The sequence below is a fragment of the Nocardia sp. NPDC052001 genome, from assembly GCF_040680615.1.
In the GTDB taxonomy this organism is placed as follows: domain Bacteria; phylum Actinomycetota; class Actinomycetes; order Mycobacteriales; family Mycobacteriaceae; genus Nocardia.
The window spans coordinates 157,644-178,282 of sequence record NZ_JBFAXC010000009.1 but is presented as its reverse complement, the minus strand read 5'-3'; the positions used below and the strand labels follow the sequence as shown (position 1 = coordinate 178,282).

The window sequence follows — 20,639 nt, the reverse complement described above, 5'->3', positions numbered from 1 at the left end:
CCCCATGTCAGGCATCAGCTCGCAGGTGGTGCCGCGCCCATTCTTCGAAGGTGGTGAGTGAGATGCCGAGGTCACTGGCGTACGCCGGGCGGCCTGGCTGGCCGGCCACGTTGAGCCATTCGAGTGCGGCGGCGAAGGGCAGCATTCCCGCGGCCAGAGCTTGCTGTTCGGTCATGTCGGGTGCGGCGAGGTGCGTGCCCAGGGTGCGGGAGAGGACCTCGGCGATCTCCGTCATCGACAGGTAGTCGCTCGCCAATTCCAGCTCGACCCTGTCGAATCGCTCGGGCGCGGGGATGGCTGCGGCGGCCGCGCGGCCGATGTCGTCCACCGCGACCGGGGACAGCCGGGTGCCGGGGTTGATGACGCTCGAGACCAAGCAGGGCTGGGCTGGGCTGCGACGATCCTGGCGGAGCTGACGCGGTAGCGGCCGCGTGCTCAGATGAAGGACACAACCGGCTCCGGGTCGGTCCGCAGGCGTGCGGCGTCCTGGCCAGGAGGAGCGCCGAACAGTCGACGGTATTCGCGGGTGAACTCGGGGTACCGAAGTCGTCGACTCCGCACGCGCAGCCTTCGTCGGCGGCCCGAGCGACAAAGAGTTCCGTGTCATCGACGCCGTCGATGCGATCGCCGACGAGCTCGGCACCAGCTCCGCGGCAGTGTCGTTGGCGTGGTTGCGGTCGCGGAGGGGGACTGTCGTGCCCATCGTCGGCGCACGGCGGCTCGAGCACCTGACGTCGAACCTCGCCGGTCTCGAAGTCTCGCTCAGCGCTGAACAACTCGGCAGGCTCGATGCGGTGACTGCTCCGACGTTGAACTACCCCGCCGAGTTGAACGGCGACATGCGCGCGATGCTTCAGTTCGCAGGCACCACGGTCGACGGTGAAACGTCCGCCGTCTACCCGCCGCTGCTGCTGAGCAACGTCCGCTACTAGACGTGATCGACGGCCCACCGTGCGGCGGGCTTCACCGAACGGTGGGCCACACGACGGCGTCGACCAGCTCGAACAACGCGTCCGCTCGCCTGGCCAGGCAGAAACAAAAGTCCTCGAGAAACGTCGCAACCACGGCCTGAGATTCGTTCCGCCGCAAGAAGAATCATCAGCCAAGGACTTCGCCAACGTGAGTCCGACCGCCCGGCTTAGGGCAGAGGCTAAAACTCGAGCTCACCGAAACAGCTGCTTCAGTGATCCGCTGGCGGTGGCGGCATCGGATGGATCGAGCAATTGCAGGGCACTGGGACTGGCTTCAAATGTCACGATCAGCGGTATCTCCCACTGCGCCTACGGTTTCGGGCATATCGCGACGTGCTCAGCCGTGATCGAGGACGGTCGGTCACCACCCTTTTCACACCGCTGAGCTGTTTCACACCGCTGGGCTGTCGTCGGCCATCTGGTAGTCGCCCTTGTCGAGCCGTTCCAGGATGCCGTCCGTCCAGTGGGCGAGGTGGTCGAATGTACCGGCCCACAGTTCGAGCAGGTCGGCTGAGTGCGGTGCCTCGCCTCGTCTCGGGTAGTCGGCTTTCATCGCGACCAGTTCATCTCGAACCTGCGTGCTGCGCTGACGCTGCTGCCGCAGCAGGCTGATGACGTGATCGCGCGGCAAGGTGTCCATCAGCGCGATACCGGCGCCGAGTTCCTCCATGTCGACACTGACCAGCGCGGCGTCCAGCAGCGTTCGGTATTCGGCCTCACCGTCTTCGGTCAGTTCGAACAAGGTCCGGCCCGGGCCGGTACTACTGCTTTCGGTCCCGATCGCACGCAATTTTCCCTCGTGGGTGAGCTGTTTGAGAGCGTGGTAGATCGAACCGGGCTTCACATTCGTCCAGGTGTCCGCTCGCCAGGTCAGTAGTTCGCGGCGGACCGCATAGCCGTATGTGGGCTGTTGTAGCCGGGTCACCCCGAGGACGAGTAGACGAATCGTGGACATCGAATGATGGTAACCTGCACTAGTCAAATTTGATTACCGAGTGGAGTCGACGATGCCCGAAGTCGCGGTGCCGATGTTGTGGAGCCGGAAGGCTCACCTGTCCGAACTGCTCGACTTCTATCGCGCACTCGATTTCGAGGTCACATACGAGCAGAGCCGCCCGTATGTGTACGGCGCGGTCGCGCGCAACGGATACCAGTTGCACTTCACCGGACGACCCGAGGGTGTCGACGCGGAGCTCAGCTGTCTGGTCTTTGTCGACGATGTCGCCGCGTGCCACCAAGAATTCAGCGCCGCGCTACGGGTGCGGTTCGGGCGTGTGCCGGCCAAGGGCGCACCTCGAATCACTCGCTTCAAACCAGGACAATCCCGATTCACCGTCGTGGACCCCGAGAGCAACCATGTGCTGGTGATCCAGCGAGATGAGCCGCTCGAGTTGGAGTACGGCGGCTCGAAGGAGCTCGAGGGCCTCGCACGAGTGCTCGACAACGTCCGCATCCTGCGCGATTTCAAGAACGACGACGCGATGGCACTGAAGGTTCTGGACGTCGGCCTGCGCAGGTACGGTCCGTCCGCCGCACCCGAGGACCTACAGCGCGCGCATCAGTTGCGCGCGGAGTTGGCGGCGGAGTCGACCTAGCACCGCCTCGGAAGCTGGAGCGCCCGCCTGGGATTCGTGCACGGCCTTCCTCGAATCAGCGATGCCTGGCCTCGGGCAAGACTACAAAGGCCAACCGTATCGCGAGCGGAAACCTGCTGGGCCTGACCAACTCTCGCCCGGAGTTGGAGACCGTCGCACGGAAAATTGACACCTCGGTCGAAGTCGCCACGGATGGCAAACTAGAGCCGGCGGACATGAAGCACGTCTCGGACAGGCTGAACTCCGTCGTTCACGGGCGTCGCCATATGCACCGAGCCGAACAATCGCATCGTCGACCGGCGACGAAATTCCCGCGTTGTGGTCCGACGGTGAGTTCGTCGTCAATGCGACCTCCGCGCCCCGGAACCGTCCGCTCTTTGCGGACCGGAACCTCCCGCCCTGCAACGAGAAGCACTGAGATCCCGATCCGCGGGCCCGAGAGACCGGTCGGGTGTTGACTGTGCTCGTTGCCGACAGAGAGACGGAATGTCTTATGACGTGGCACATTTCGAACAGACCAGTAGGTTTTATACCGGTGACACACTCCGATGGCTCGGGGCGGGCGGCCTCGTTCTCGGGAGCTTTCCTCGGCGGTGATCACGGATGTAGCGACGAGAACGACGTTGGTGGAGCGAGCTGGACTCCTACCTGGAGATCGCCCTCACCTGTTCCATGAGGTTCGGTGATCGGGAGATCGAGTCCGACTTCGCAGGCGGGGCAACGGGATTCGGGATCCGCTAGTGCTTCGGGAGATGAGTCGATGGCTCCCAGCAACCTGTTCCAACGCGGAATCTGTATCGCCAGGTGTTCGGCCGAGGTCATGGCGGTGGAACTGTGTGGGGCCTCGGCAACCTCGACGAACCAGCGAGGTGCATTGAACGTTCGTCCAGGTCTCGTCAGTCAAGTCCACATTCATACTGCGAGAGCCATCGCTCACAGCTATCATCAAGTCGTGCACGAAACGTGTTATGGCAAAACATGTTTGGCTCCTCCCCTATCGCCTCGGCGATCCTGCCTGATCACAGCAGCAAAGCTGGGCCGAGGAGCTCAGAACTCGTATCCGACTGGGGCGCATAGAGAATGCTCGCTCTCTCTGCATCCGAGTAGCAATTGATTCCGGTAGACCTGCTTGCGAACTGAACTATTAGCTCCACATTGGCCACATCCGTCCCAGGTGCCGACAGCGTGAGACCCACTGCAGGGGAATGACGTTCGTCGGTCCACTCCACCCTGCCCCGGGAGCATCCCTTGTCCACCGACGCGTCACCGGTCTCGGTGACACCGCACTCATCTGTCCGTGTCACGGCACCGGAGCGGATTGCGGAGCGATCAGCAATGAGGTTGTACACCCCAGAATTCGCGGCTGACCCGCACCGCGCCTACGAGGAACTACGTCAGCACGGCCCTGCGGTCTCGGTCGAAGTCGCGACCGGCGTACCGGCGACACTGGTATTGGATTACCGCCAAGCCCTGCACATCCTGGGCGACCCCGACCACTTTCCCGCCGACCATCGAGCGTGGCGCACAACGATCCCTGACCAGTGCCCGGTGCTACCGATGATGGAGTGGGGCCCCGCCGGTGATGAGAGCGATGAGCCCGCTCGTGCACGCGGCGCCTACACCGCCGCCATGGAGAGTATCGATCTGCACGCACTGCGCGCTGCGGTCGAGGCCGTCGCGGTGCCATTGATCAATGGTTTCTGCGAGTCGGGTGCGGCCGACTTACTCGGCCAGTACGCCCGTCCGCTCACCGAGCAGGTGCTGCACGATCTATTGGGGTTCTCCCCGGACGTACGCGATAACGTGCACGCGGCGATGAGCGCGCTGAACGCGACCGCCGATCCCGAATCCTCCGACCTCAACGAGCAGATCTTCAGAAGTGCTGTCGCGCAGTCCGTCACGGCCAAGCGTCACGCTCCTGGACACGACGTGATCTCGCAATTGCTCATACACCCCGCAGGGTTCGATGACGGCGAGGTCGTGGAGCAGGTCGTCAAGCTGTACGCGATGGGGTCCGAGCCGACCTGGAATCTGATAGTCAACACCCTGCTGCTGATGGCTGTCGACGCCGGATTCCACGATGATCTGGTCAGCGGTTCGGTGTCGGTACGCGAGGCCATCGACGAGGTGCTGTTCACCGACCCGCCCGTACAGAACGGCTGTCCCCGCTATCCCCGACAGCCACAGATCATCGGGGACGTGTGGCTACCGGTCAATCAACCGGTTCTGATCGGGCTGACCGCATGCAACAACGATCCCGCGATCAGCGGCGATCGTGCGGGCAATCGCGCGCATCTGGCCTGGGGCGCGGGAACGCACAGCTGTCCCGCCCAGTCGGTGGCCATCCTCATCGTCCAGGAGGCGATCGATCAACTACTGGACGCCCTACCCGAGATCGCGCTCGCGGTGCCGATCGAGCAATTGAGCTGGCACCCCAGCACTTTTCACCGCGCACCCGTCGCCATACCCGTGACCTTTCCACCCGCCCCACCCCTGACCTTCCTGCAAGGAGCCAGCATCCGGTGAACGCACCGCACACACCCGCACCGACAACCGAGGACGCCCCCTTGCCAGTGGAGGCCCTCGGGCCCCGAATCCCGCTACATGCACCGGAATTCGCCGCTGACCCACACCGCGCCTACAACAGCATGCGCGCACGCTACGGCTCCCTGGTTCCGGTCGAGCTAGCTCCGGGGGTTTCAGCGACCCTGGTCATCAACTTCCACACCGCGGTGCGAATCCTCAACGATCCCTACCATTTTCCCGCCGATCCCCGCACCTGGCAGCGCACCATGCCCCCGGGTCTGGACATGATGCCGATGGTCGAATGGCGACCCAACGCGCTGCGCTCCGATGGCGCCGAACACGCTCGCTATCGCAGCGCCACGGTCAACGCGCTCGCGGATCTCAATCTGCACGCGGTCCGCGCGTCCGTGGAACCGATCGCGATACCGCTGATCAACGCCTTCTGCGAAGACGGCACCGCGGATGTGATCGCACAATACATTCTGCCGCTGGTGTTCTCCTCGATCAATCACATGCTCGGCTGCCCCGCTCACATCGGCGAACGGGTCGCCGCGGCGAGTGCGGCGATGTTCGAGGGCGTGGACACCGACACGGTCAACTCGATGCTGAACGAGGCCCTGCTGGAGCTCTCACTGCTCAAACGCGCCTCCCCCGACGATGACATCACCACCCGCCTGGTTCGTGATCCGGCCGCGCTCTCCGATGAGGAGATGATTCATCAGCTTGTGACCCACTACTCCGCCGGTGTGGAGATCCCGCAGAACCTGATCGCCAACACGCTGTTGCTGATGCTCACCGATCCGCGGTTCGCGCTCGGCGGCACCGCGTTCCCACCGTCGACCAGCACCGCGATCGACGAGATCCTGGCCAAGGACCCACCACTGGCGAACTACTGCCTGTCCTATCCTCGCCAGCCCGTCGTGGTCGACAAGGTCTGGCTCCCAGCTCATCAGCCCGTGATCATCAGCATGGCCGCGTGCAACAACGATCCGGAAATGAACGACGGCCAGTACCTGCGCAACGGATGGAATCTGGCCTGGAGCGCGGGCCCGCACTCCTGCCCGATGCAAGCCCGCGCCGCCTCCATCCTCATCGTCCAGGAGGCGATCGACCTCCTTCTGGACGCGCTACCCGAGCTGCGCTTGGCGGTCCCCGCCGAGGAATTGGTATGGCGCCCCGGGCCTTTCCATCGCGCACTGGCAGCACTGCCCGTCACCTTCCCTCCGTCACCCCCGCTGAACATTGGATAGGAGGCAGTACCAACAGAATTCGCGAACCCCGGCCCGCCACCTGCGCGGCCGCGGGCTCGCGTGGTTGAACAATGATCCGCGCATAACCTAGCGACCGCTCACTACGGCGGCCGCTGATCGGTGTGCGCGATCAGCTCGAGCGTCGAAGTGAGTTCCACATGACAACCAAAGACCTTTTTCGCGACCGGATTCCCGCGCACACACCCCCGATGATCAACGATGAACACACCGTGCACGCCTTGCGCACAGTGATTTTCGGTGCGCAGAGCGCCTTGCATCACCGGGTTCGAGATATTGTCGTCGGGCTGCCTGATCAGCCACAGTCGGGCTCCACGTACTCCGAACTGACGCAAGGTGCTCCTGATCTACTTCGCACCGTCATCCGTGAGCTCGGCCTTCCCGCCCGCGAGATCGCCGCGGATCCGCAATTGCGTGGCGCACTGTGTGATTGGGCCCAAGTCGCGGCGCCACGCCTGCTGTTGGTGCTGACCGGGCATTTCGACCTCGCGATCGGGGCAATCCTGGCTCTGGGTAACGGCTCGGATTACCAGCAGAACTGCCTTCGCGAGCTCGATACCGCCACCACCCTCGGGGCGTTGATGCTCACCGAGCTCGGCGGAACCAATGGCGCTGATCAGCAAACCACCGCCACCTGGGATCCGGTAGTCGGCGGTTTCGTGCTCAGCACTCCGTGTCCCGCGGCGGTCAAGTTCATGCCCAACGTCGCGGACCCCGATGTCCCCAAAACCGTTGTTGTCACGGCACGTTTGCTCGTACACGGCCGAGACGAAGGGGTGCTTCCGTTCCTACTGCGGCTACGCACCACCGATGGTCTCGCGGACGGTGTGGACGTGGTTCGGCTGCCCGATAAGGACTCCGCACCGATGGATCACGCCATGGTGCGGTTCCACAACGTGCGCTTGCCCGCGGACGCGCTGCTGGGCGGAGACTGGGCGCATATCAACCCCGACGGGGTCTTCGAATGCGCGCTACCCCCACGCCGACGGTTCCACGCCGCGATCAGTGTGCTCGGCAATGGACGCCTCGACCTGGCCAACGCGGCAATTGCCAGCGCCAGAGCCGCACTCGCCGGGCTCGTCAACTACACCAACCAGCGCCGACCCGGCACCGGAACTCGCATGGCTGATCGTGATGCGGTGCAACGAGATCTGATCCGCGCGCTCGTCGAGGTCTACGCGACCAGCGTGCTCGGCCGATACATCCGCGATATCCGCGCGGCCGGAACCCACACCGGTCCAGACGACGCGATGTGGTCCATGCTCGCGAAACCGCTGCTGTCCAACACCGCCCATCGAACCGTCATCACATGCCGACAGCGGGCAGCCGCGCAAGGCGCGCTACGCATCAACCACCTGCAGGACTGGATAGGGAACCTCGAAGCGATTATCACCGCTGAAGGCGAGAACCAGATCCTGCAGGTCACCGCAGGCAAGCTCGCCGTCGACCGCCCACCACTGCGGCTCCCGAACACCCCCACCCAACAGCCCTGGCATGTCGTGATGCTCGAGAAGCGCGAACGCGCCATCGCCGCCGCCCTTCGCCAAGGCACGTACGAGGCAACCGGCGTGGCACCCGGACCCGATTGCGCGGCAATCGAATTGGCCACCGCGATTGCTGAACGCCTTGCCGCACAAGCACTTCTGTCCGCCGCCCGGTCCTGCGACCACCCGTTCGCACGGCAACTGGCATCCTCGGCGGCAGCCGCCTACGCACTGCAGCGAATCCGCGCGCACGCGGTGTGGTACACCACCCACCAACACATGTCATCGCACCGCGCCGCGCAGCTCACCACCGAACTACACCACCACTACGCGCTGCTCACCGCGCACCTACCCACCATGGTGAGCGCCTTCGACATCCCCGAACTGCCCGGTCCCATCTTCTCTGCCGACTACATCCGCGCCTGGCAGAACCACGCGGGTTGGGCGGACACTACGTTCTCGGCCAGTGTTCCAATAGCTCGGTGAACACATCCGGCGACCCCGCTGACACCCCCGGCGGGGTCGCTGTTCATCTACCGTTGCGAGCGTCCGCCGGACGCTTCAGGATCTGAACCCACCGTCATTCTGTTCGTGGCCGCAGGATGATCACCGGGATCTCCCGCTCGGTCCAGGCTTGATAGGTGTCGAAATCGGCGTAGGCATCCACGAGCCTCGGCCATAAGCGGGCGCGTTGCTCCGGATCGGCGGTGACGGCGCGCACCGGTAGGCGCTCACGGCGGATCTGGATGTGGGTGTCCGGGTTCGCGCACAGGTTGCGGTACCACTGCGGGTGTTTCGCCAGCCCGCCTTGGGACGCGACGATGATCGTGTCGGCGCCGTCGGTGATGTAGAGCAGTGGCGTGGTGTAGGTGGTGCCGGACTTGCGGCCGGAATGGTCGAGCAGCAGCGTCGGGACCGGTTTGCGGAATCCGGCGCCGATTCGCCATTTGCCCCCGATGCGACCGCCGGTGCGCTTGTAGACCCAGACCTGGGCTCTGCCAACGATTTTGAAGACCTTCGGCAGGACGGGTGAATCGAGTTGTTTGGGGCGCGGGGGCTGAGTGGAGTTCACCATCAGACCATACATTCATAACCATATGTATGGTCAAGGGTGAACTGTCGACGCATGTGCTGGTCGATGGAGGTGAGCCGGTAATCTCGGCCGGAACCCATGGACGAGCGGAGGGGTGGGCACATCGGTGCGAACACATGGCTGGTCAGGCGCCGCACCAGCCGATGATCAGGAAGCCGTGGAGCGCATTCTCACCTCGGCACGCCAGGCGATCGATCGGTCCGGTGTCGACATCAGCATCGCGGAAGTCGCCCGCGACCTCGGCGTCACCCGTCAGACCGTGTATCGCTACTTCCCCAGTGCCGAAGCATTATTGACCGCCACCGCTGTCGCTCAGACCACGCATTTCCTCGATGTGCTCGCCGATCACCTGAGCCGGATCCGAGACCCTGCCACCGCCGTGGTGGAGGGGATCGCCTACACCCTCGAACGCTTGCCCGAGGAGAAATACCTCAACCTCTTACTCGCCCCAGGACGCGCCAGCGCCTTCTCCGCCGGGGTAACCTCCGACACCGCACTGGAATTCGGCCGATCGATGCTGCGACGCTACTCCGTCGACTGGACCGCGGCGGGATTCTCCGAAGCCGACCTGAACCAACTCGTCGAACACATGCTGCGGATCGTCCAGTCCTTCGTCATCGATCCCGGACGACCCCCTCGCCGCGGGCACGAACTGCGCGACTACCTCACCACCTGGGTCGCCCCGGCTCTAGCCGGGTTCGCTACCGCGACGAAGACACGCTGAGCCACGTCACCGACTTCGAAAGTCACCGCCGCGTATCACTTTTCGAACGTCCGATTCCGAGAATAAGCGGGAACGTCGTGTCGGATGGCAGGCACGGGTGCAGAGTGAAAGTTGGAGTCCCCTGAACTCTTCTCCAGGCAGAGCGTGCCCGCATCTCGAATCGTGTTGCACGCGAATGGTCAAGGCGCGGGCCGGACATGATCCGGAACCGCGTTGAACTCCGTGTTGTGCTGTGGCTTACTCATAGGATGAATTCGGTCTCGACTATCGAACGCTCGTCGGGGCGCGCGCTTCCCCTCTGGTCGGTTCCGATGGTGTTCATCGTCGGCGCGACCTCCCAATACGCTGGTGCCGCGCTCGGAGTGTCCTTGTTCGATACCACCGAACCCGCGACCGTCGCCTGGTTGCGGGCCGCCGCGGCGAGCGTGGCATTGCTGGCCTGGCGGCGGCCATGGCGAGCTCGCTGGACTCGGCGGATGATCGCCGTGGCGGCCGGGTTCGGCATCGTCACGGTGTCGATGAATATCGTGTTCTTCGAGGCGATCGCGCGTATTCCACTCGGCACGGCGGTCGCCATTGAATTTCTCGGCCCCGTTGCCGTCGCAACGCTCGGGTCGCGTCGAGCCCGCGATCTGCTCGCTGTCGCATTGGTCGCGATCGGTGTGATCCTGTTGGCCGGAGTCCAACTCGACGTGGAACCGGTCGGCATCGGCTTCGCCCTTGCTGCGGCCGTCCTGTGGGCGGGATACATCCTGGTCGGCAAACGCGTCGCCGACGCGGGCGATGGTCAGGACTCCCTCGCGGTGGGAATGGCCGCCGCCGCGATCCTGTCCGCGCCCTTCGTTCTGATCCCCCAATTCGCCATCGACGCAACGGTCTTCGCCGACCCCCGCACCTGGCTACTCGGTCTCGGCATCGGCATCCTGTCGAGCGCGGTGCCGTACGCCCTGGATCAGGTGGTGCTGACCGCGGTCGGCCGGGCTCGTTTCGCGCTGTTGCTCGCTCTGCTTCCTGCCACCGCGACCGTGGTCGGCGCGATCGCCCTCGCCCAACGCCCGACGCTGTTCGAACTGGCGGGCATGGCGTTGGTCATGCTGGCCTTGACCATCAGCGCGCTACCCACGCGCCAGCCGGCACCGGAACCACCCGCGCCGCTGTAACTTCCTGCCCCATCGGCGATGTCATCGCAGGACCACGAGCCGATCCGGATCGACGAGCCTGTGTGCATTGTGGCCGAATCTGCCAAGATGCACGGAATGAGCGTGGAGCGTGCGGGACTCGTCATCTGGGACGTCGACGGCACCTTGATTCCGGCCGATGCCGACGACGAGGGTGTCGACGAGCCTCATCGGCAAATGGATGAGGTTGTGGCCGAAGAGGAATCAGAGCCGGCACACGATCAGCCCGCGTACCCGGGCGCGGCGGACACCTTGAAAATCCTTGACGCGCACGGGCTCGTACAGACTGTGCTGACAGATAATCCGCGATCCGCCGCCGAGCTCAAACTTCGGAGCGCCGGATTGGACCGGCATATCGATTTCGACATAGGGGCTTTCGGATCCGATGCGCGCGACCGCTTCGACCTTCCCGCCGTCGTGGCCGCACGGTTCGAAAGCAAGTACGGCAAGCCGCTCTCCCCGGCGCACACGGTTGTCATCGGCGACGCGCCCCATCACATTGACTGCGCCAGGCAGGCGAGGTTCGGTGTCATCGTCGTCGCCCATCGAACACCTCGCGAGGAGCTGGCTGAGCATTCACCGGATGCGATCGTCGACGTGTTGAATCCGAATGTTGTTGTGGCCCTCGTGCAGTCACTCACCAGCACGTGGCCGTGAGCCGGACCGGATCCTCTCGGAACGCCCTCATCGGCGGCGCAGATTGTCCGGGCTCAATATGCGCGTCAGGACCGCATCGTCGATCAGGGCGGAGCGGCGGATCAGCTCCGGAATCGTGGCACCGGTGGCGATCGCTTCGGTGACCAGGGCGGATGTGGCTTCGTATCCGAGTACGGGGTTGAGCACCGTGGCGATGCTGGCGGAGCTCAGGACGGTGTCGCGCATGCGGTCGGGGTTGGCGGTGATGCCGCGGATACAGCGGTCGGTCAGCACTCGCACGGCGGCGGTGAGGTGGGTGAGCGAGGACAGCAGGGCGCGGGCGATGATCGGTTCGAAGGCATTGAGTTGGAGCTGTCCGGCCTCGGCGGCCATGGTGATGGTGAGGTCGTTGCCGACGACTTCGAAGGCGACCTGGTTGACGACCTCGGGGATAACCGGGTTCACCTTGCCCGGCATGATGCTCGAACCCGCTTGCACGGGTGGGAGATTGATCTCGCCGAGCCCCGCTCGTGGTCCGGAGGACAGCAGCCGCAGGTCGTTGCAGATCTTGGACAGTTTGATCGCCGACCGTTTGGTCACACCGGAGAGCTGAACGAACGCGCCCACGTCGGAGGTGGCTTCGACCAGGTCTCGGGCCGTGATCAGCGGCAGGCCGGTGATCCGGTGCAGGTGCTCGCACGCGATGCCCGGGTATGAGGGATGGGTATTGAGGCCGGTCCCGATCGCGGTGCCGCCCAAGTTGATCTCGGCGATCAGCGTGGACGCTTCGGCGAGGCGGTCGGCATCCTCGCCGATGGTCACCGCGAAGGCGCCGAACTCTTGACCCAGGGTCATCGGGACGGCGTCTTGGAGCTGGGTGCGGCCGAGTTTGAGCATGTCGGCGAATTCGACGGCTTTCCCCACGCATTGCTCGGCGAGTAGCCGCAGTGCGTGTTCCAGTGTGCGCGCGGCGAATCCGAGCGCGACCTTCACCGCGGTGGGATAGACGTCGTTCGTGCTCTGGCCGCGATTGACGTGTTCGAGCGGGTGGACGATGTGGTAGTCGCCGCGTTCATGGCCGAGGATCTCGAGCGCTCGGTTGGCGATCACCTCATTGGCGTTCATGTTGGTCGAAGTCCCCGCACCACCCTGGATCTGATCGACGACGAAGTGCTCGTGCAGGGCACCGGCGCGAATCTCGGTGCAGGCCGCGATGATCGCCTCGGCGATATCGCCATCGAGCTCGCCGAGGTCCCGATTGGCTTGTGCGGCTGCTTGTTTCACCGAGGCGATCGCGACGACCAGATCGGACAGCCGCGAGATCGGTACCCCGCTGATCGGAAAGTTCGCCATTGCGCGCGCGGTGTGCACGCCGTAGTAGGCATCGGCGGGAACATCGTGAAAGCCGAGCAGATCATGCTCGGTGCGGACAGGGGACGGGGTCGGTGTGACCATGGCTGTGCTCCTGCGTCAGTCCGCGCGGTGGCCGTGGATCAGGCGATTCCTGATCCGGGTATCGGTGGCGGCGTCGACGATCGTGCCGGCCAGCGCCACCGCGCCCTGTCCGATCGCCGCGTCGGCGGCGGGAGTGGTGGTGGCGGTGGCGAATTCGGGCTGGTGGTTGACCGCGGGCATCGAATCGATGCCGATGTAGGGATGGATGGCGGGAATGAGCTGGGAGACGTTGCCCATATCGGTGGATGCCCGGGCCAACATCGCGTCGGCGCCCGAGGTGAAATGGCGTCCCGCCGCGATCGCGCGCCGCTCGTAGCAGGCGAGAAGTTCGGTGTCCGTGCGGAATTCGGCGTAGGGTTTGGACTCGGGGGTGACGGTGAGTTCAGCACCCGAGGCCCACGCGCCCGCTTCGAAACAGCGCAGGATGCGGGGTTCGACCTCGGCGAGTTCGCCGAGAGTTTCCGCGCGCACGTACCACCGGCCTTCGGTGTGTTCGGCGATAGCGTTCGGTGCTTCACCGCCGCGCGTCATCATGCCGTGCACTCGCACCGAGTGCGGCAGTTGCTGGCGCAGCAGCCCGATCGCGACCTGTGCGATGGTGAACGCGTCGGCCGCGTTGACGCCGCGTTCGGGGTAGGCGGCGGCGTGCGCGGATTTGCCGCGATACTCGATGTGACTGTGCGACACCGCGAATGGGCGCGCCACGGCTACATCGACCGGGCCGGGGTGGACCATCGCAGCCGCGTGCTGGCCGTCGAAACCGCCGCGGTCGAGGAGCTCGATCTTGCCACCGCCGCCCTCCTCGGCGGGTGTCCCGATCACCGACAATGTGAGGCCCAGGTCATCGACGACGGGTACGAGCGCGAGCGCCGCACCCACCGAGATGGCCGAGATCAGATTATGGCCGCACGCGTGTCCGAGGCCGGGCAATGCGTCGTACTCCGCGCACAGAGTGATGCGCAGGTCACCGCTGCCGATCCGGGCCGCGAACGCGGTGTCCAGATCGCAGTATCGGTCGGTGACCTCGAATCCGTTGTCCGCCAACTGTTCCGCGACCCGGCGCGCCGAACGGACCTCCTCCCAGGCGGTTTCGGGATGGTCGTACAGATCGCGGGACAGCCGGATCAAGCCCGGATGGGCGGTGGTCACTCCCCGGGCGATCACCTGGTCGATGGTGGTCATAGATCACCCGGAACGCCGTAGGAGGGCGCGGCCGTCGGATCGACGGCGCGCAGCCGGTAGTCGGCCTTCTGCGGTCGCCAAAGTTCCCACAGGGCAACGAGATCCGCCAACGGGTCGGCGGCATAGTCGACCCGCAGATCGGTCACCGGCCAGGACACATCGTCGACGACCAGCAGACCGGCGGAATGCACCGGTCCCGCCTCACCGCCAGCGGCCAAGCCCGCGCGGAGCCCGTCGAGTAGGCGGTCCTCGAAGGTCGCCGACACGCTGCCGGTGTATCCCGCGAGCATTTCGGCGAGGACGCCGTCGTGTGCGAGCAGATTTCCCGCGGCCACGGCCTGCTCACCGACAGCCTCACCGTGGGCTCCGAGACTGAATGCGCCGGAGTGCACCGCCGTGCCGCCATGGATATCGACGACGGTCACCTGGCGGTGGTCCGGGAACCGCTCCTGCGCCAATGCCGCCTCGAGCGCTGCGGTGGCACTATGTCCAGCGTCCAGCAGGTCCAGGACGTGCACGCCGAGTGCCGGATTCGTAATGTTCTGCGAGGCAACAACTCCCACGCCCGCGCGCGGGTGTGCACAGCGCGCCGCCACTGCGGGGCTGGACGAGCAGATGACCACACCGAAGGCCCCGGTGCGGGGGTCACGCGCTACCAGTGACAGAGTCATGCGCCGCCGTCCTCGGGCTCGCTGAGCACCGCTGTGGCATCGATCTCGACCAGCCACTCCGGACGGGCGAGGGCCTCGACAACGAGACCGGTCGAGACCGGGAACACGCCCTCGAGCCAGCGTCCCATCACCTGATACACCGGTTCGCGGTATCGAATGTCGGTCAGATAGACGGTGACCTTGACGACGTCGCCCAATGAGCTGCCCGCCTCGTCGAGCAGCATGGCGATATTGCTCATGGCCCGCTCGGCTTGCGCGGCCACATCACCGATGCCGACGGACTCCCGGGTCTCGAGGTCCTGGCCGATCTGGCCGCGCAGGTACACCACGCCACCGGCGACCACGGCTTGGCACAGGTCGTTCGAGAGATTCTGCTCGGGATAGGTGTCTTTGGTGTTGAACGGCCGAATCCGCCGGTGTGTAGGGGAAGTCAAGGCGCACAGTTCCTTTCGGATGCCGAGGGATGGTTCAGGAGACGGGATTGTTCGGGTTGCCGCCTTGTGGGCGAGGTAGCCGCGTTGGATCGCGATCTGCCCGGCGATGTATGCGGCGTCGTGCCACACGCCCCACAGGAAGCTCGATCCGCGATTCGACAGCCACGGCAGGCCGAGGAAGTACAGTCCCGGCTCGGCCGAGACGCCGCGCTGGTGCACCGGTCTTCCTCGGTCGTCGAATGTGTCGACCCGCAGCCAGTCATAGTCATTGGCGAATCCGGTCGCCCACACGATCGTGCTCACACCAGCCTCGGCGAGCGCGAGTTCGGCGGCGGGTTCGGTCACACAGTTCGGCAGGGGGCCGAGCAGATGCGCGTCGGGCTCCTCGGGCAGCTGGAGACCGTTGCGGGCGACATACTCATCCGCCTCAGCCAACATCGCCAGGTAGTTCGCGTCACCGTTCTCGATGTTCGTCCGCAGGTCCGAGGCGAACCGTAGGACACCGTTGGTGAAGGTCGTCGCCGTTCCCCACAGGGTGATCCCGTCGGCGGCGAGAGCTCGGAAGTCGACGGTGTGCCCGCCGCGAGCTCCGCTGACCGCGATCGTCACATGCTCGGCTCCCAGCGGTGGAACCGCCGCTCCCCACTTGCCCAAAACTCCGAGCCACCAGCAGAAGTCGCGGCCTCGATAGCTGCGCGGTGGGCGATCGTGTGGCCCGACGGCGAGATGGACCGCGCGGCCCGAGCGCCGCAGCTCATCGGCGATCTGCACGCCGGATGATCCGGCCCCAACCACCAGCACCGCGCCCTCGGGCAGCTGCCGCGGATTGCGGTAGGAGCTCGAGTGGATCTGATGAATACCCGCGTCGGTGGGAACGACATTGGGGATGATCGGCCGCTGGAACGCACCGGTCGCCGAGACGACGAAGCGCGCGTCGATGGTTCCGGCGGAGGTCTCGACGCGGAAGCCGGGTCGGCCGGTGTTGCGACACACCGCGGTGACCTCGACGCCGGTGCGAATCGGCGCGGCGATCTTGTCGGCATAGGCGGCCAGATAATCCGCGACCTGCTCTTTGGTGGCGAATTCGTCTGCGGCGATATCGAATTCCAGCCCGGGGAAGCGGTCATGCCAGGCGGGTCCATTGGCAACCAGCGAATCCCAGCGCCACGAACGCCATCGCTCCGCGACGCGATCACGCTCGAGCACCAGGTGTGTGATGCCGTGGGCGGTGAGGTGCTCACTCATCGCGATACCGGCCTGACCGGCACCGACCACGAGAACGTCGATCTCCTCGGTGGACACTTGCACCTCCGAATGCCTTGGGAGAGTTGTCAATTCCATGACTCAACCGACCGCCGGGCGAATGGTGAACCAGGTCGTCTTCAAGCCGGTGTACTTATCGAGCGCATGCAGCGACAGATCGCGGCCGAAGCCCGACTGTTTGAAACCGCCGAAAGGTGTTTGGGCGCTGAGCGCGTCGACGGTGTTCACCGACACCGTGCCCGCCCGCAGCGCGGACGACACCCGGTGGGCGCGATCGAGACTGTTCGTCCACACCGATGCGGCCAGCCCGTACACGCTGTGGTTGGCCATGCGCACCGCCTCGGCTTCATCGCGGAAGGTCTGTATCGACAACACCGGACCGAAGACCTCCTGGGTGACCAGTTCCGAGTCCGCTTGCAGGCCGGTAAAAATGGTGGGCTCGACGAAGCATCCCCGCCCGGCCACGGTGGTGCGGTTGCCGCCGAGCAGCACCTCGCCCTCGGCGCGGGCGCGGTCGATGAATCCCATGACGGTGCGGGTGTGTTCCTCGGATACGAGCGCGCCCAGGGTGGAGGCCGGATCGAGCGGATCGCCCGGGCGGATCTCGGCGGCGTGCCGCAACAGCGCCTCGGTCAGATACTCGGCCGCGTCTTCCTGCACCAGCAGGCGTGAGTTGGCCGAGCACACCGCCCCCTGGTTATAGAAGGCACCGAACACCGCCTTCTCCGCGGCCGCGTCGAGATCGGCGTCGGCGAACACGAGATTTGGGCTCTTGCCGCCACATTCGAGCCACACCTGCTTGAGGTTGGAGTCGGCGGCGTAGCGCAGGAACCGCTTGCCGGTCTCCGTCGAGCCGGTGAACGCGAGCACATCGACGTCCATATGCAGGCCCAGCGCCGCACCCGCGGTCGCACCCAGGCCGGGCACGACATTGAGTACGCCATCGGGCAGCCCGGCTTCGGCCGCCAGCTCGGCGAGCCGCAGCGCCGACAATGGTGACTGCTCAGCGGGTTTGAGCACGACACTGTTTCCGGCGGCGAGTGCGGGCGCAAGCTTCCACACCGCGAGATCGAGGGGGAAGTTCCACGGCACGACCGCTCCGACCACACCCAAGGGTTCGCGCGTGACCAGGGCCAGTGCGCCGGGATCGGTGGGCGCGATCTCGCCGGGAATCTTGTCCAGGGCTTCGGCATAGTAGGTGAAAAGCGCTGCGGCAGAAGGCACATCGACCGTGTCGGCCTCGGCGACGAGCTTGCCCATATCGAGCGAGTCCAGCAGCGCCAGTTCGTGGCGATGCTCGAGCATCAGCTCCGCGAGCCGCAGCAGCACCCGCTTGCGTTCGGATGTGGCCGCCCGGGACCAGACCCCGGACTCGAACGCCGAGCGCGCGGCGCGCACGGCCCGGTCCACGTCGGCGGCGTCACCAGCACTTACACGCGCCAGCACGTCGCCGGTCGCCGGTGCGATAGAGTCGAACGTCTCGCCCGAGGCGGCGGGGCGAAAGGATCCGTCGATGAACAGTTCGGTACGCGGAGCGAGTGTTTCGGCCAGGGCCGACCAGTCCGCGGCCGAGGATGGTGGTGTCATCGTCACTCCCCGGGGATGTAGATGGCGAACTGCTTGAGCAGCGGCGCGTCGACCCGGTACTCCCCTCGCCAGCCGCGTTCGAGGGTGAATGAGTCGCCGGGACCGAAGGTGCGAGCCACACCGTCCTCGGAGGTCAGCGTCAGCGACCCTTCCAGCACGTGGGTGAACTCGTCGCCGGGATAGGACTCGATGTATTCGGTGTAGGGCTGTGCGCGCCAGGAGCCGACACTGAATCGCTGGTCGGCACTGGCGAGGTGAGCGCTTTCGTGTTCCTGCGGATCTCCGGCGCGCAGAGTCTCGGCGGTGACATAGGCGCTGGGGGTCATGGTGGCGGCGAGTTCGGGGCCGGTGGGAATGGGAGTGGCGGAAGGCATCGGTGGTCTCCTCAAAGTTGGTGTGCGACAAGTGAAGGGAAGGGCAGTAGCACGGATTCGGTTGACAGGCCGGTGACTTCGCGCCGGAAGGGCACCGGATCGGTATTGGCGGGCTCGTCGAGTTCCTCGGCGTAGCGGTGGCCCGACCACACGGCGGCGGCGATGGTCCCGGGAGCCCAGGCGTCGCCGATGCCACGCACCGAACGCAGGTCGGCCGCCTCCCATTCGTCCTTGCGCCGGTGCAGCTCGTGGTACAGGCCGTCATGCGGCAGCCGGGCGGTGACGAAGACGACGCTGTCGGCGGGCACGGTGACCTCATGGCCGGTAAACGCACAGGTCGTCGTCACACCATCGGCGGCGACCGAGGTGACGGCCCGGTTGACCTGAACCTCGACACCTGCGTTCATCACCCGCTTGCGGATGCGATGCACTTCCATGGTGTTGGTGGTCCACTGCGAGACATGGGCGGCGGGGGTGACCAGGGTGACGTCGAACTTCTCGGTGGCGAGCAGTTCGGCGATCACGCCGCCGAGGTAGTAGTGGTCGTCGTCGAAGAGCACGACCTTGCGACCGCGCGGGCGCAGTCCGGCGAAAATGTCGTCGGGCGTGAGGATTTCGGCTTCGGCATCGATCGGGATCGGGTGGGTGTGCCAGCGTGCGACACCATCGCGCCGCCAGTGCGAACCGGTGGCGATGACCACCTGCTGAAAGTCGTTGTCGAGGATGTCATCCGCGGTCATCGGGCTCTGCCGGAAGACCTCGACATTGTCGAGTCGACGCAGTTGCTGTTCGCGGTAGTCGACCACGCGGATCCACGCGGACAGACCCGGCAGACTCGATTCGGTGCGCACTCGTCCGCCGAGTTCGCGCGTCGCCTCAGCCAGGCTGACCGTGTAGCCGCGCTGACCGAGCGCACGCGCGGCCTCGAGCCCCGCCGGGCCCGCGCCGACGACCAGCACCGTCGACTCGGATGAGCGGGGTTTGATCCGCTCGGGATGCCACCCGCGCCGGAATTCCTCACCCATGGTGGGGTTTTGGGTGCAGCGGATCGGCGACATCGTGAAGTCACCGGAGACGCAGATATTGCAGCCGATGCACTCGCGAATGTCCTCGAGATCGCCGGTCTCGATCTTGCGGGGCAGGAAGGGATCGGCGATCGAGGGCCGTGCCGCGCCGATGAGATCGAGCACGCCGCTCTTGACCTGATGCACCATCATGTCCGGCGAGGTGAAACGGCCGACGCCCACAACGGGTTTGGTGGTGAGTTGCTTGAGCCCGCGCACATAGGGTTCCTGCTCGCCCTCGGGCCCGAAGCGGGAGGTGACCGAATCGTCCTCCCAGCTGCCCAGGACGAAATCCCACAGGTCCGGGAGCTCGCCGAGCATTCCGATGACGTCTTCCATCTCCGCCCGGGTGATGCCCGCGTCGCCGAGCAACTCGTCCACCGAGATGCGGCAGGCGACTGCGGCGCGGCCCTCGCAGATCTCGCGGGTGTCCTCGAGGATTTCGCGCAGCAGCCGGACCCGGTTCACCAGACTGCCGCCGTATTTGTCGGTGCGGTTGTTGTAGCGCGGGGACAGGAAGTGATGCAGTCCGCCGATCGCGTGCCCGGCGTAGACGTAGACGATGTCGTACTCCGCGCGCAGGGACCGGCGCACCGCTTCGCGATGCCAATGCCTCAGGTCGGCGATATCGGATCGGGTCATCTCGCGGGCCTGCACCGGGTCGTAGTTCCAGGAGACCACCGGCAGGTTCTGCGGTCCGAGCGGGGTTTCGCGACTGATCAGGTTGGGGCTGTTGAGTCCGTTGTGGGCGAGCTCGATACCGGCCAGCGCGCCGCCCTCGTGGATCTTCTCCGAGATCCGGGTGAGGGCGGGCAGGTCTTGGTCGTCCCAGAGCCGCAGTTCGATGAACGGGCCGATATCGGAGGTGGGGTGGATCTCGACCTGTTCTGTGCACACCACCGCCCAGCCGCCTTTGGCTTTGACCTGCCGCATGTATGCCTCGCCGGAGGGGTCGCGGTAGCCCATGCCGTTGCAGTGCGGGACTTGGAAGAAGCGATTGCGGGCGGTCACCGGTCCGATTCGGACCGGTTCGAAGAGGATGTCGTACCGGGGATCACGCACGGCAGGCTCCTGACTGGAGTGGGGATCAGATCGAACCGTTCTTTGCGATTGATCTCAAATAATTGCCCAGCC

At 65.4% G+C, this 20,639-nt stretch carries 17 protein-coding genes and 2 pseudogenes; 8 read left to right on the top strand and 11 right to left on the bottom strand.

Annotated features, from left to right (window positions below; all coding sequences use genetic code 11):
* Positions 1 to 7: 7 nt before the first annotated feature.
* Entirely contained in the window at positions 8 to 376 is a 369-nt protein-coding gene (locus AB0L82_RS33665; protein WP_364645668.1) for an NmrA family NAD(P)-binding protein, read from the bottom strand.
* Between the two features lie 157 nt (positions 377 to 533).
* Between AB0L82_RS33665 and AB0L82_RS33660 the strand changes: the two are divergent.
* Positions 534 to 932: pseudogene (locus AB0L82_RS33660) on the top strand (aldo/keto reductase); the annotation flags it as partial.
* Between the two features lie 430 nt (positions 933 to 1,362).
* Here AB0L82_RS33660 and AB0L82_RS33655 read toward each other — a convergent pair.
* The gene (locus AB0L82_RS33655; protein ID WP_364645666.1) at positions 1,363 to 1,926 is read right to left on the bottom strand and encodes a helix-turn-helix transcriptional regulator; all 564 of its coding nucleotides are present in this window, start codon (positions 1,924 to 1,926) and stop codon (positions 1,363 to 1,365) included.
* A 52-nt stretch (positions 1,927 to 1,978) separates the two neighbouring features.
* On the opposite strand from AB0L82_RS33655, the gene AB0L82_RS33650 reads away from it, so the two are divergent.
* The 4 genes from AB0L82_RS33650 to AB0L82_RS33635 all read left to right on the top strand — a co-directional run bounded on the left by AB0L82_RS33650 (position 1,979) and on the right by AB0L82_RS33635 (position 8,330).
* Complete coding sequence (locus tag AB0L82_RS33650) at positions 1,979 to 2,566, top strand: glyoxalase (protein WP_364645663.1); 588 nt, start codon at positions 1,979 to 1,981, stop codon at positions 2,564 to 2,566.
* A gap of 1,335 nt (positions 2,567 to 3,901) precedes the next feature.
* The gene (locus AB0L82_RS33645) at positions 3,902 to 5,092 is read left to right on the top strand and encodes a cytochrome P450 (RefSeq protein ID WP_364645660.1); all 1,191 of its coding nucleotides are present in this window, start codon (positions 3,902 to 3,904) and stop codon (positions 5,090 to 5,092) included.
* The gene (locus AB0L82_RS33640) at positions 5,089 to 6,342 is read left to right on the top strand and encodes a cytochrome P450 (protein ID WP_364645657.1); all 1,254 of its coding nucleotides are present in this window, start codon (positions 5,089 to 5,091) and stop codon (positions 6,340 to 6,342) included. The genes AB0L82_RS33645 and AB0L82_RS33640 overlap by 4 nt, the downstream gene beginning before the upstream one ends.
* Positions 6,343 to 6,551: 209 nt before the next feature.
* Positions 6,552 to 8,330 (top strand): acyl-CoA dehydrogenase family protein, encoded by a 1,779-nt coding sequence (locus AB0L82_RS33635; RefSeq protein ID WP_364645655.1) that lies wholly within the window; start codon positions 6,552 to 6,554, stop codon positions 8,328 to 8,330.
* Positions 8,331 to 8,424: 94 nt separating this feature from the next.
* On the opposite strand, the gene AB0L82_RS33630 is transcribed toward AB0L82_RS33635, so the two are convergent.
* Positions 8,425 to 8,919 (bottom strand): nitroreductase family deazaflavin-dependent oxidoreductase, encoded by a 495-nt coding sequence (locus AB0L82_RS33630; RefSeq protein WP_364645652.1) that lies wholly within the window; start codon positions 8,917 to 8,919, stop codon positions 8,425 to 8,427.
* A 124-nt stretch (positions 8,920 to 9,043) separates the two neighbouring features.
* Between AB0L82_RS33630 and AB0L82_RS33625 the strand changes: the two genes are divergently transcribed.
* The 3 genes from AB0L82_RS33625 to AB0L82_RS33615 all read left to right on the top strand — a co-directional run bounded on the left by AB0L82_RS33625 (position 9,044) and on the right by AB0L82_RS33615 (position 11,496).
* Positions 9,044 to 9,661: a TetR/AcrR family transcriptional regulator gene (locus tag AB0L82_RS33625; RefSeq protein ID WP_364645649.1), complete on the top strand. Its 618-nt coding sequence runs from the start codon at positions 9,044 to 9,046 to the stop codon at positions 9,659 to 9,661.
* A 362-nt stretch (positions 9,662 to 10,023) separates the two neighbouring features.
* A complete protein-coding gene (locus AB0L82_RS33620; RefSeq protein ID WP_364645970.1) occupies positions 10,024 to 10,821 on the top strand; it encodes an EamA family transporter in 798 nt (265 codons plus the stop codon).
* Between the two features lie 18 nt (positions 10,822 to 10,839).
* Entirely contained in the window at positions 10,840 to 11,496 is a 657-nt protein-coding gene (locus AB0L82_RS33615) for an HAD family hydrolase (RefSeq protein WP_364645646.1), read from the top strand.
* A gap of 27 nt (positions 11,497 to 11,523) precedes the next feature.
* Here AB0L82_RS33615 and AB0L82_RS33610 read toward each other — a convergent pair whose 3' ends face one another.
* The 8 genes and pseudogenes from AB0L82_RS33610 to AB0L82_RS33575 form a co-directional block, all read right to left on the bottom strand.
* Positions 11,524 to 12,930: an aspartate ammonia-lyase gene (locus tag AB0L82_RS33610; protein WP_364645643.1), complete on the bottom strand. Its 1,407-nt coding sequence runs from the start codon at positions 12,928 to 12,930 to the stop codon at positions 11,524 to 11,526.
* 15 nt (positions 12,931 to 12,945) lie between these two features.
* Positions 12,946 to 14,112: a M20 family metallopeptidase gene (locus tag AB0L82_RS33605; RefSeq protein WP_364645640.1), complete on the bottom strand. Its 1,167-nt coding sequence runs from the start codon at positions 14,110 to 14,112 to the stop codon at positions 12,946 to 12,948.
* Positions 14,109 to 14,783, bottom strand: coding sequence for a DUF1028 domain-containing protein (locus AB0L82_RS33600; RefSeq protein WP_364645637.1), 675 nt, complete (start codon positions 14,781 to 14,783; stop codon positions 14,109 to 14,111). The genes AB0L82_RS33605 and AB0L82_RS33600 overlap by 4 nt, the downstream gene beginning before the upstream one ends.
* On the bottom strand, positions 14,780 to 15,226 hold the full coding sequence (locus AB0L82_RS33595; protein ID WP_364645967.1) for a RidA family protein: 447 nt from the start codon (positions 15,224 to 15,226) through the stop codon (positions 14,780 to 14,782). The genes AB0L82_RS33600 and AB0L82_RS33595 overlap by 4 nt, the downstream gene beginning before the upstream one ends.
* Positions 15,227 to 15,280: 54 nt before the next feature.
* A pseudogene (locus tag AB0L82_RS33590) lies at positions 15,281 to 16,519 on the bottom strand (NAD(P)/FAD-dependent oxidoreductase); the annotation flags it as partial.
* 42 nt (positions 16,520 to 16,561) lie between these two features.
* Positions 16,562 to 18,067, bottom strand: a complete 1,506-nt coding sequence (locus AB0L82_RS33585) for an aldehyde dehydrogenase (RefSeq protein WP_364645634.1) — start codon at positions 18,065 to 18,067, stop codon at positions 16,562 to 16,564.
* Between the two features lie 2 nt (positions 18,068 to 18,069).
* Entirely contained in the window at positions 18,070 to 18,441 is a 372-nt protein-coding gene (locus AB0L82_RS33580) for a cupin domain-containing protein (protein WP_364645631.1), read from the bottom strand.
* Positions 18,442 to 18,452: 11 nt separating this feature from the next.
* A complete protein-coding gene (locus tag AB0L82_RS33575) occupies positions 18,453 to 20,567 on the bottom strand; it encodes an FAD-dependent oxidoreductase (protein WP_364645628.1) in 2,115 nt (704 codons plus the stop codon).
* Positions 20,568 to 20,639 lie beyond the last annotated feature (72 nt).

Excerpts from the sequence above, each read along its gene's own strand:
- AB0L82_RS33645 (WP_364645660.1), top strand. The coding sequence starts at position 3,902 with ATGAGGTTGTACACCCCAGAATTCGCGGCTGACCCGCACCGCGCCTAC.
- AB0L82_RS33610 (WP_364645643.1), bottom strand. The coding sequence starts at position 12,930 with ATGGTCACACCGACCCCGTCCCCTGTCCGCACCGAGCATGATCTGCTC.
- AB0L82_RS33585 (WP_364645634.1), bottom strand. The coding sequence starts at position 18,067 with ATGACACCACCATCCTCGGCCGCGGACTGGTCGGCCCTGGCCGAAACA.
- AB0L82_RS33600 (WP_364645637.1), bottom strand. The coding sequence starts at position 14,783 with ATGACTCTGTCACTGGTAGCGCGTGACCCCCGCACCGGGGCCTTCGGT.
- AB0L82_RS33650 (WP_364645663.1), top strand. The coding sequence starts at position 1,979 with ATGCCCGAAGTCGCGGTGCCGATGTTGTGGAGCCGGAAGGCTCACCTG.
- AB0L82_RS33615 (WP_364645646.1), top strand. The coding sequence starts at position 10,840 with ATGTCATCGCAGGACCACGAGCCGATCCGGATCGACGAGCCTGTGTGC.
- AB0L82_RS33605 (WP_364645640.1), bottom strand. The coding sequence starts at position 14,112 with ATGACCACCATCGACCAGGTGATCGCCCGGGGAGTGACCACCGCCCAT.
- AB0L82_RS33655 (WP_364645666.1), bottom strand. The coding sequence starts at position 1,926 with ATGTCCACGATTCGTCTACTCGTCCTCGGGGTGACCCGGCTACAACAG.
- AB0L82_RS33635 (WP_364645655.1), top strand. The coding sequence starts at position 6,552 with ATGATCAACGATGAACACACCGTGCACGCCTTGCGCACAGTGATTTTC.
- AB0L82_RS33580 (WP_364645631.1), bottom strand. The coding sequence starts at position 18,441 with ATGCCTTCCGCCACTCCCATTCCCACCGGCCCCGAACTCGCCGCCACC.
- AB0L82_RS33630 (WP_364645652.1), bottom strand. The coding sequence starts at position 8,919 with ATGGTGAACTCCACTCAGCCCCCGCGCCCCAAACAACTCGATTCACCC.